Below are 11,009 nucleotides of genomic sequence, written 5' to 3'. Positions count from 1 at the left end.
ATTATGACAATAAATGGCTTTAAGTTACAAAATATTTTCTCTAAGCGACTCAGCAGTTACGATTGATTTTGGCAATGTCATTGATGAAAAAGTCAATAATTTTGTAATGAGATTATATCGTTTTTGTAGAGACAACCCTTTTTTAGGTATGATAGAAGTGATGCCAGCTTACGCCTCACTTACTGTTTTTTATGATGTATTAAAAGTAAGAAAAACAAATATAGAAGTAAAAACTGCTTTTGATTTTACAAAAAAATATTTAGAAAATAGTCTGCAAAATCTTAATAATGAGCAAGTTATAGAGCCAAATTTAGTTAATATTCCAGTAATTTATGATGGTGAAGATTTAAATTTTGTAGCCGAATATAATCAATTAAGTATTGGGGAAGTAATTAAAATTCATACTTCCCCAATTTATCGTGTTTATATGATGGGTTTTTTGCCTGGATTTGCTTATATGGGCGGTTTAGATGCTCGCATTGCAACACCTCGTAAATCCACACCACGCACAAAAGTTGCCGCAGGGAGTGTTGGCATTGCAGGAAATCAAACAGGTATTTATCCTTCCGAAAGCCCCGGTGGCTGGCAATTGATTGGTCGAACTGAGCTTCAACTTTATACACCAAATTCCACTAATCTTACTCTTTTAAAAGCAGGTGATTTGGTGAAGTTTTTTGAAATTTAACTTAGTTCAAAGGCGTCAAATCTACTTTTCTAAATTCAACTTCTGCACCTTCAGCTTGTAAGGCAATTTGCCCCTTTTGAGCGGTCGCACCAAATCCATCATTGACCACATCTCCATTTACCCAAACCTTAATTTTGTCAGCTCGGCATTCAATCACCATTCTATTCCATTCACCCAAAGGTTTTTCAGAATTATCAGTTAGATTCTTCACTCTTCTCTCTTTTCCTTCTGTAATCCCCCATTTTTCTTTTGGCCCCCTTCTTTTTTCCATGTCAGGTACTTGGATGTCCTCTACGATACACCAAAAATCTCCCGCATTTTCGTGCATCATTTGTACTTCAATTGATTTAGGAAACATGCCATACAAAGCTCGTGGCGTAGAAGCATGTACCAAAACACCACAATTACCAGGCTTTCCAGCAAAGCGATATTCTACTTCAAGACGATAATTTTCGTACTTTTCTTTACTCATCAAATGTCCTTCAGGAGTTCCCATACTTACTAACAGTCCATTGCGAATGATAAAAGATTGTCTTAAAGTCGAATCTTTATCTTTTGCAGGAACATCACTATACCAATTACTCAAATCTTTTCCATTGAAAAGATGAATTGTTTGAGAAAATATATTTGCTGAAAAAAGATTCAATAAAATGAAAATTAAGATACGTTTCATGTATTTATTTTGTTAAAAAAGTTTTTTAATAGGTTACATCATTGCTAAAACTCCTCTGAGATAACCAACAGATTCTGATAAACCACCTTCGGCATTATCTGCATCTTTTTCATATTCAATGCTCATAACTCCTTGATAATTAATCTCTTTCAAGGTTTTTAGAACTTTTGGAATATCAATCACACCTCTACCAATTTGAATAGATTCGCTCTTTGCAACCACACCATCCACATCTTTCATGTGCATATCGTACATACGATGCCCGTATTTTTTGATTGCCTCAATCGGATTCATACCAAGTCGTACTACGTGACCAATATCAATACAAAGTCCGATTCTTTTATCCAATTTTTCTATTTTCTCATAGACAGTTGCTGGTGTTGGATATACGTTATCACCAGGTCCATGATTATGAATCGCCAAACTAATATCAGTTTCTTTGACATATTTTTCAACCAAAGGAAGTAGTTCATGATTTGGTACACCAATAATCAATTTCATGCCTGCGGCTTTGGCATATCTAAACGCATTTTTTACTTCATCTTCATTTTTCATGTAAATCACACCACCTCCATAAGGATTTAAACCTGCCTCTTTCAGCTTGGCTATGGTTGTTTGTATTTCAGTATCGCTGGCATCTAATGGTAAATGAAAGTTTTTGAGAGCTACATCTTTGATATTCAAACGTTTACAGATTTCGATAAGCTGTGTTACGCTATATTTTCTTAAAGTATATGAAGCAAGACCAATCGTAAGTTTAGGTGCTGGTGCAACACTTGATTTTTGCATAGAAAACATTGGTAAAGCTAAAGCTGTTAGCCCCAAGTGTTTTAAAAAAGTTTTTCTTGATTGAGTCATAATAAGAGGTTGAAGTTAAAATTTGATTATTATTTCCAGTCTTTCAATGTTAATATTTTTGGGTTAGCACTTACTTTCGCTCCTTCGGGAATTAGAAAAACATCCAACGAAGTGCTGCTATTCGCAGGAATTGAAACTTCAAAACCCACTAAAGTAGTACCATTATTTGGTGCATCATAATCATGTGTTGGTTGAGTTGACCAAGTTTTGATAGTAATATTTGAAGGTTTAGCTACTTTTAGATACAATTTTTTACCATTTTGACTCAATTCTGCCGTACCATCTTTGGTAATTTTAACGCTTGCTGAAGTCATCATAGCCCATCTTACCGTTGTTGCTTTTTCAGAGGTTTTTATTTCATCTTTTACGATAACATATTTTTGATCAACAATGGCAATACCACGATTTAGAGAAGAAACTTTATCCTTATAAACTGGACTAATATCACTCGTTACACTCAAAAAGTTAGGGTTTTTAGTGAAATTTGTGATGGGAGCGTAGCCTTCAACTCGTTGAAAAGCGTTGTCAAATGCCAATGTACTATGGGCTAAATTATTGTATCGATAAACCTGCCAACGCTCCGAATCTTGCGTCATTCCCCATAATTTTACGCCTTTCGATTCGAGAGACTCATATTCTTGCATACCTAAATCCATCGACCAACGCTCGCCATTGGCATCCATCACAAACGAACCAATATCCATGTGTCCATGATTGACCGAAGGTGAGCCACCTTTTAGTCCAACAAAAATAGCATCGGGCTTTGTCCAAGAAGTTCGCATCAATGCTACGGGATTTTTTCCTTGTCCAACCCAAATTTGTTGTGTAGGCTCGCTTACTTTTGCTAAACTAATTCCTTTCCCCCAAATCATGGTAGCAGGAAGTAGCCTATCTTTTTCCATTGAATTGTCTTTCCCTTGTAAGTATTGTTTTTCCAAAAACAGGAGGCTATTATTTTGAGTTTGATTAGCAAACCAAAACATGGCTGGGCTGAGTCCACTTCCACCTCCCGCATCCGAATAATTAAAGGTTTTTCCTGAAGAGCCTACCATGTTTTGAAAATATCCTGCGGTTTTCAAGAAACCTTCGGTTTGAGATAAGCCAAAATCAGTTTTATAAATCTGCTGAATTGCATCTAAAAACATCACATTGAAGCTCGTACCGTAGCCCCAATAACTATAACCTTCTGGGTATGCACCTTCTGGTTTGTAGTCTTCCATTGGCAATTTGATTGACTCAATCGCTCGGTCGATTACTTGTTGGGCAAGTGTTTGATTTTCTTCAAAAATAGCTAAAGCTCCATAACTCATACCTGCATTACAAACTTGATTCCAGTTGTGAGAAGCTTTTAGCCAAGAATTATATTTTGTGTCAAATGAAGGTTCAATGCCTTTTTTTAAAATAGCATCTTTGATAATTTCTTTGGAAGAATTGGTTAAATCGTCGTAAAGCCAGTCGTAACCTATAGCTACACCCATTGTCATCTCGGCAACATCCAAAAAATGCGAAGGATTCCAGTCATTAAATTGTGAAACTTTTATTAATTCTTTTTCTGCCCTATCAAGGTATTTTTTGTCTTTTGAGATTCTGTAAGAATAAGAAAGAAAGAATATTCTTCGCAGACATTCTCTCGAAACGCTAAGCAAGCGTCGCCCGATTTGAATTCTCTCTAAGGTTGGGAAAGCTATGATTTTATCACTTTCATTCATAATGACTTCATTGAGTTTTGCCCAATTTTGGTCGGAAGAAATATTTTTTAAAATCGCATTTTCTTCTCCTTTAAGCAATAGAATTCGAGGATGACCAGTGACTTTCATCTCGTTATTCAAATACTTTAATTGGGCTTTAGTAGAAGTTGAAAATAAAAAAAATATTAAAAAACAAAGACATATTCGTTTCATGAGATGGATGATTTAAAATAATTTCTTTTTGTTTTTCAAAGCATCATAACGTAATAAACCTTCTAAATAATAATAATCGGCATAAACAAGCGGTACATCAATTTCAGAATTGCCAGGTTTATGACCAGTACTGTGCATCAAAATAAAGTAATTATTTTTACCCAATTCTGCTTTATAGGCAGGTGTTGAAAGACTTTCGAGCATTTTTACTGCCGAATCATAGAATTTTTTAGCATCTTTTCCTCCATAAGTACTCAATTCTAAAAGTGCTGAGGCACAAATGGCGGCGGCCGAAGCATCACGCTCTTCGCCCACTTTGCTGAAATCCCAATAAGGTACTTTATCAGCAGGAAGATTGGGGTTATTCAGATAAAAATTGGCAATATTACGAGCAAAATCTAAGTATTTTTTGTCTTTTGTTTCTCGGTACATCACTGTATAACCATATAAGCCCCATGATTGTCCTCTTGCCCAAGCTGACTCATCGGCAGCTCCTTGATGCGTTTTTTTAGCTAAAACTTCTCCATTGGGGCCATAACAAAGTACATGATAACTACTAAAATCTGGGCGGTAATGATTTTTCATGGTGTTGTCGGCGTGCGTAACACTCAAATTATAAAAGTCTTTGTTGCCAGATTCTTTAGCTGCCCAAAACAAAAACTCCAAATTCATCATATTATCAATAATCACAGGATATTTATAGCCACCTGCAAAACTTTCCCAAGATTTGATTAAACCCACTTTTGGGTCAAATCTTGTAGCTAAGGATTTTGCTCCTGTGAGCATAATGTCTTTATATTCAGGTTTTTTAGTTAAGCGATAGCCATTACCAAAAGGACAATAAAGCATAAAGCCCAAATCGTGGGTGCGAGTATTGAATTTTTCTTTCTCAACGGCCATTGTCCATTTGTCGGCAGCTTCTTTCCATTTTGGGTCATGGTTATATTGATAAATATACCAGAGCGAGCCACCAAAAAAACCACTGCACCACCAATCAGATTTCATGTTTCGGGGAGAGCCATTTGGTAAGGTTGATTGCGGAAATTGCGTAAGATCGGGATGAGAAGCAAGCATGCCTTCGTATTGCTTGGCTGCCAAATCAAATTCTTTTTTTACATCAAGTTTTGATTGGCAAAATGCTGAAAACGTCAAAATACTAAAACACACAATTAATGTCTTTTTCATTAGGCTTTATAAAGGTTGAATTTTTTGGTTAAATTGTTTTCTACAAATTTAGAGAAAATTGGCAATACTACTCAACAAATGTAAAGTTATTGAAATCAAAATTAAAACTGTTTTGGTGCTTATTGTAAATGATTTATTTTTGAGAAAACATATTGACATTTGAAATTTATAAAAAAAGGCATATTAACTACTTTTCAAGATTTAGGAAAAAATGGTTTACGGCATTTGGGCGTAAATCCAAGCGGTGCAATGGATAAATTGGCTGTTAGTTTATTGAATATTTTACTACAAAATCATGAAAATGAGCCAGTTCTCGAAATCCATTTTCCTGCACCCGAAATACTTTTTGAAGAAGATTGTATCATCATTATTGGTGGAGCCGATTTTATGCCAATGCTTGATAATCAAGTAATTGTTAATTGGAAGGCGATTCATGTGAAAGTTGGAAGTAGTTTAAAATTCAAGAAAAGAGTTTCAGGGAATAGAGCATATTTAGCTAAAAAATCATTGAATGAAAATCAATTTTTGCCTTATCTTGGAAATAGTTTTGTACGACAAGTTCCCAACTTGTCAAAGAGCGTAGAAGTAAGATTTATCAAAGGAAACGAATACGAACTGTTGACTGAAAAAAGTATGCAAAGTCTTGAAAGTCAAATGTTTACGATTTCTCAAAATTCCAATCGCATGGGTTTTAGAATGAATGCTGAACCATTGGAAGTTGAACAAAAATTGGAATTAGTTTCCTCAGCAGTAGATTTTGGTACCATGCAACTTTTACCCAATGGACAAGTTATTGTATTAATGGCTGACCATCAAACCAGTGGAGGGTATCCACGTATCGGAAATATAATTTCGGTAGATTTATCAATATTGGCTCAGTGTGGAGCAAATGATATAGTTTCATTTAAAGCAGTTTCTGTTGAAATAGCAGAAGAATTGCTTATTTTGCAAGAAAAAGAAATTCAAAAACTAAAAGCAAGTATCCGATTTTTTAATGAAAAATAAGCAAATTGATCTCAATTGCGACATGGGCGAGTCGTTTGGAGCATGGACGATTGGAAGCGATGAAGCCCTGATGGATATGATTTCTTCGGCAAATATTGCTTGTGGTTTTCATGCAGGTGATGCAAGTATTATGCGTCAAACGGCCAGTTTGGCTTTGCAGAAAAATGTAGCTATTGGAGCTCACCCAGCATTTCCAGATTTACAAGGTTTTGGCCGTCGGAATATGCAGCTCTCATCGCAAGAAGTTTATGATATTTGTGTCTATCAAATTGGGGCAATGTTTGGTACGGTGCGTGCTTTGGGTGGCAAACTGCATCATGTAAAACCTCATGGAGCTTTATATAATATGGCTGCCAAAGACCCAAATTTGGCAAAAGCGATTGCCGAAGCTACCAAAGCCATTCATCCAGATTTGATTTTATATGGACTTTCAGGTAGTCATTTGATTAGTGAAGCAGAAAAAATAGGACTTAAAACAGCTTCCGAAGTATTTGCAGACCGAACCTATCAAAATGATGGAAGCCTGACGCCCAGAACCCAAGCAAATGCTATGATTGAGCATACACAAGATGCTATTAATCAAGTAATTATGATGATTGAAAAACAATGTGTAATTTCAACCGATGGGAGGGAAGTGCCACTAAAAGCCGAGACAATTTGTATTCATGGTGATGGTGTGCATGCGGTAGAGTTTGCTACTGAACTTCGTAAAGCATTATTCTTACGTAATATTCAGATTAGTACAGTTTGACAAAAATCAATAATCTTTATGAAAAGGCGTATCATTCAATTCATCTTTTTTTATACAATTTTTCCTTTGGTTTATGGCCAAACGCTTATTCGTTTTGTACCCAATCAATTTTTAAGAAATAAACAAAATAATTTAATAGGTAAAATTGAACAATTGGGAAGTAAATTTGGAGAGAAAGTAAGGATAGAATTGCCAAACAAAATTTTGAATCTGAATCTAACACGAAGCAATATTAAGCAGTACAATACAATCATTACCTCTGATGGCGAAATACCAAGTAAAGTTGAGATTTATCAAGACTATGGTCAAAATGAAAAATACTTTATAGCCACTTTAGACAAACAGTTTTATAGCTTATATATAATTGATAATGAGCATTTTAGTAGCTTGGAAAAAACGAATGATTTGCAAGCAACTTATATTGAAAATGAAGCGATTGAGCAGAATATTTCGGGGAAAATAATAGATGAAGATATAAACAAAACGAAAGGGATTCCGCAAAAAAACATTCGAAATAGTTTGGTAAATGGCTGTATTGAGATTCCGATTGCTTTTGTTTGCGATTATGCTCATGTTCAAAAAAATTTGTTAGATAAGAGCATTGCTGAAATAGAGGCTGATAATTTATTGAAATTGGCTGCTTCGCAAGAGCTATTTGGGTATTATGCTTTTGATGCTAAAATAAATTTCAAGGTAATTGGACAAATGCTGTATGATAAGCCAGACCAAGCTACTTGGGAAGAAGATGATTTAGAAATTCCGCTTGGACGTCTTGCAACTTCAATCTCAAATTTTTTAAAAAAACCTGCGGGTTGGGAAAAACAAAAATTATTGACTTATATAGCGATAACTGGTAGAGATTACGGTGACACAAACATTTGGGGGGTAGGAGCAAGCACTCTCAAAGAATTTGAAATGGGAATAGCTGTTGTAAAAGGTTTTTTTACAGGAAGTAAATTTTTATGGATATTGACACACGAGTTAGGACACGTTTTTGGTGCAAGTCATGATGATCTGAATAGTTCAATTATGTTTCCATTTTTTTATGGGTATGGTCTGAATTGGAGTTTTAAAAGTAAAACCGAAATTAACAAAACCTTAAATGACTTAAATGAGAAAAAATGGCTCCGGGTTTGTCCCGAATTACAATTAAGTTGGGACGTTGAAAAAGATAGTTTAACTTTATTTTGTCAAACTAATTATGAAGATATAAATGATGTTTTTACGCTTGAATTGAGTTCGGATAATTCAAAAACTTGGCAAAAAATTCAAGAAAAGAAGTCCAAAACATCCTTTAAATATCAATTCAGAATACCACAAAAACAAGAATATATCACTGGTTTGCCACTCCGAATTCGTCAGTCTGGAGTAAATGAAATAATTTCTAATACCATTAATATCATCATTACAGCTACTGAAACAAACTCAACATTTACAAAGCCAACAGTTTATATTGATAATATTGATAATAGGCTGGTAATTAAACCCTTAGAGCAGTCATTCGTGGAGGTCTTTGATATTAATGGTAGATTAATGACGCAATTGGAATTAGCAAATCAGGAAAATTTAATTGACATAAAAGAATGGATGCGAGGGGTTTATTTTGTAAAAATACTATCTAATCCTATGATAGTTTATAAAGTTTTGAAGGATAATTAATTCAATAACTCATTTAAAGAAAATGCTTTTACCAGATAAAGTAACACAAATGTTTATGGTCATTACTGCGGCAAGCTTTGTCCGATATTTTGTCATTGCTGGAGCGGCATACTTGATTTGGTATATTTTATTAAAAAATAAAGTTTCAAATAAAAAAATACAAATAAAGTTTCCCAAAAACACTGATTATCAGCGAGAAATTCTTTATTCGATGCTAACTTTTTTGATTTTTGGAGTCGTTGGCGTTGCTTTGTATAATACCAAAGTAAGACCATACACTTTGACTTATTATAAGATTTCTGATTATGGTTGGGGTTATTACATATTGTCTTTTTTCCTGACACTTATCATTCATGACACCTATTTTTATTGGATGCACCGCCTTATGCACCACCCTAAACTTTTTAAATATTTTCATAAAATCCATCACCAATCAACTAACCCAAGTCCGTGGACTTCTTTTTCATTTCAACCCTTAGAGGGTTTTGTAGAAGCAGGAATTTTTATCATCTTTGCGTTTGTGCTACCTTTGCACCCGAGCATGATACTAATTTTCCTTCTTTTTATGACAACCTATAATGTTTATGGACATTTAGGCTGGGAATTGATTCCTAAAGGTGGAAATACCCATTGGTTTTGGAAATGGCTCAATAGCTCGGTGATGCACAACCAACATCACCATTATTTCAAAAATAATTATGGTCTATATTTTAGTTTTTGGGATCGAACGATGAAAACGATTGATGAAAGATATGATGCTGAATTTACTGAATTAAAAGAAAGACCTAAAAAGACTGTATTATCTGTCTGATTTATAGCCAAAATTTTATAAAGCCAAACCTACCATTAAAAACATGTTTGAAAAAAATCAAAAGAAAGTCCTGAATGCTTGGACAATGTACGACTGGGCCAATTCAGTGCATAATCTTGTCATTACGACTGTCGTATTTCCAATGTATTTTTTGGCAACTACTTCTGTGAAAGATGCAGATGGAAAAATTATCAATGATATTGTCGATTTTTTTGGCTTAAAAGTTCAAAATTCGGTTTTATACTCTTATACGATTTCGGTTGCCACACTTTTATTGGTAATTCTCAACCCAATTCTTACTCCTTTAGCCGATTCAAGTGGACGAAGAAAGTTTTTTATGAAGCTTTTTTGTTATTTAGGAGCAGCGAGCTGTGCCTATTTTTATTTTTTTACGAGAGATAATGTCAATTCTGCGGTCATTGCTTTTGGACTTTCAATCATGGGTTGGGGCGGAAGTATTGTTTTTTACAACTCATTTTTGCCAGAAATAGCCACTGAAGACCGCTTCGATAATTTAAGTGCCAAAGGCTTTACAATGGGCTATATCGGAAGTGTTATTTTGTTGGTAATCAATTTGTTAATGATTATGAAACCAACATTGTTTGGACTTACTCAAGCTGACTCTGACTCAGGTTTTACAGCCCGAATTTCTTTCTTAACAGTTGGTGTTTGGTGGGCTTTATTTGCTCAAATTCCATTTTATTTTCTTCCAAAAGATCAACCGAAATCATTTAAGACAGGGCGTTTAACGACTGGTTTCCAAGAACTAAAAAAAGTGCTTCTTGAAGTTAGAAAAAATAAGCTAATCACAAAGTTTTTATTAGCTTTTTTCTTTTATGACATGGGTGTAATGACGGTTATCTATGTAGCAACTATCTTTGCTGACAAAGAATTACATATCGAAAAACAAGGTTTAATTGTCACACTATTATTAATTCAATTAATAGCTATTCCTGGTTCATACTTAGCTTCGGGACTTTCGAGCAAATATGGTAATACAAAAGCTCTTTTGGTCTTTATTTTTATTTGGTCATTGATGCCTTTGGCAGCTTACTTTACAACAACCCAAAACGAATTTTATGTCATTGCGGCCGTTGTAGGTCTAGTCATGGGCGGAATTCAATCGCTTTCTCGCTCGACTTTTGCCAAACTTTTGCCTGATGATACCACCGACACAGCCTCGTATTTTGGATTCTATGATATTATCGAAAAATTAGCTATTACCATTGGTACACTTGTTTTTGGCTTGGTTGGGCAACTGACAGGCAACATGCGTAATTCAGTTTTGACTATTTTAGTTTTCTTTATTGTTGGATTTTTGCTTTTGATGCGAATACCATCTAAGAAAATTTACCATTAATTTCCTTCGTAAGCGTTGGCAAAAGTAATTAAAACACGTACATTTGCAGCATTATTTTAATTTGGTAGTTATAAAAGTACCATATTTGCTTGTTGAGTAATCTATTTATTGCAGTTGGGCA

The 11,009-nt window shown here is 34.6% G+C and carries 10 protein-coding genes; 6 read left to right on the top strand and 4 right to left on the bottom strand.

Annotated features, from left to right (window positions below):
- Positions 1 to 13 precede the first annotated feature (13 nt).
- Entirely contained in the window at positions 14 to 685 is a 672-nt protein-coding gene (gene pxpB, locus ACQUQZ_RS14960; RefSeq protein ID WP_435355827.1) for a 5-oxoprolinase subunit PxpB, read from the top strand.
- A gap of 1 nt (position 686) precedes the next feature.
- Here the strand turns inward: pxpB and ACQUQZ_RS14955 are convergent, their stop codons facing one another.
- From ACQUQZ_RS14955 to ACQUQZ_RS14940, 4 genes are all read right to left on the bottom strand, one after another.
- Positions 687 to 1,358 carry a 3-keto-disaccharide hydrolase gene (locus ACQUQZ_RS14955; RefSeq protein ID WP_435355826.1) on the bottom strand — a complete coding sequence of 224 codons (672 nt, stop codon included), beginning with the start codon at positions 1,356 to 1,358 and terminating at the stop codon, positions 687 to 689.
- 33 nt (positions 1,359 to 1,391) lie between these two features.
- A complete protein-coding gene (locus ACQUQZ_RS14950; RefSeq protein ID WP_435355825.1) occupies positions 1,392 to 2,216 on the bottom strand; it encodes a sugar phosphate isomerase/epimerase family protein in 825 nt (274 codons plus the stop codon).
- 29 nt (positions 2,217 to 2,245) lie between these two features.
- Positions 2,246 to 4,033, bottom strand: coding sequence for a heparinase II/III domain-containing protein (locus tag ACQUQZ_RS14945; protein WP_435355824.1), 1,788 nt, complete (start codon positions 4,031 to 4,033; stop codon positions 2,246 to 2,248).
- Positions 4,034 to 4,129: 96 nt separating this feature from the next.
- A complete protein-coding gene (locus ACQUQZ_RS14940; protein WP_435355823.1) occupies positions 4,130 to 5,302 on the bottom strand; it encodes a glycoside hydrolase family 88 protein in 1,173 nt (390 codons plus the stop codon).
- 159 nt (positions 5,303 to 5,461) lie between these two features.
- On the opposite strand from ACQUQZ_RS14940, the gene ACQUQZ_RS14935 reads away from it, so the two are divergent.
- From ACQUQZ_RS14935 to ACQUQZ_RS14915, 5 genes are read left to right on the top strand one after another with little or no spacing between them, the layout of a single operon-like run.
- Positions 5,462 to 6,307 (top strand): biotin-dependent carboxyltransferase family protein, encoded by an 846-nt coding sequence (locus tag ACQUQZ_RS14935; RefSeq protein WP_435355822.1) that lies wholly within the window; start codon positions 5,462 to 5,464, stop codon positions 6,305 to 6,307.
- Positions 6,297 to 7,058 (top strand): 5-oxoprolinase subunit PxpA, encoded by a 762-nt coding sequence (locus ACQUQZ_RS14930; protein ID WP_435355821.1) that lies wholly within the window; start codon positions 6,297 to 6,299, stop codon positions 7,056 to 7,058. The genes ACQUQZ_RS14935 and ACQUQZ_RS14930 overlap by 11 nt, the downstream gene beginning before the upstream one ends.
- Before the next feature lie 18 nt (positions 7,059 to 7,076).
- Positions 7,077 to 8,717 carry a T9SS type A sorting domain-containing protein gene (locus tag ACQUQZ_RS14925; protein ID WP_435355820.1) on the top strand — a complete coding sequence of 547 codons (1,641 nt, stop codon included), beginning with the start codon at positions 7,077 to 7,079 and terminating at the stop codon, positions 8,715 to 8,717.
- A 22-nt stretch (positions 8,718 to 8,739) separates the two neighbouring features.
- Entirely contained in the window at positions 8,740 to 9,528 is a 789-nt protein-coding gene (locus tag ACQUQZ_RS14920) for a sterol desaturase family protein (protein WP_435355819.1), read from the top strand.
- Between the two features lie 43 nt (positions 9,529 to 9,571).
- Positions 9,572 to 10,888 carry an MFS transporter gene (locus tag ACQUQZ_RS14915; protein WP_435355818.1) on the top strand — a complete coding sequence of 439 codons (1,317 nt, stop codon included), beginning with the start codon at positions 9,572 to 9,574 and terminating at the stop codon, positions 10,886 to 10,888.
- Positions 10,889 to 11,009: the final 121 nt, after the last annotated feature.

This window comes from Emticicia sp. SJ17W-69 (assembly GCF_051209875.1).
In the GTDB taxonomy this organism is placed as follows: domain Bacteria; phylum Bacteroidota; class Bacteroidia; order Cytophagales; family Spirosomataceae; genus Emticicia.
Note: the sequence above shows the minus strand (reverse complement) of the source record. Positions and strands in the feature narration are given on the sequence as shown.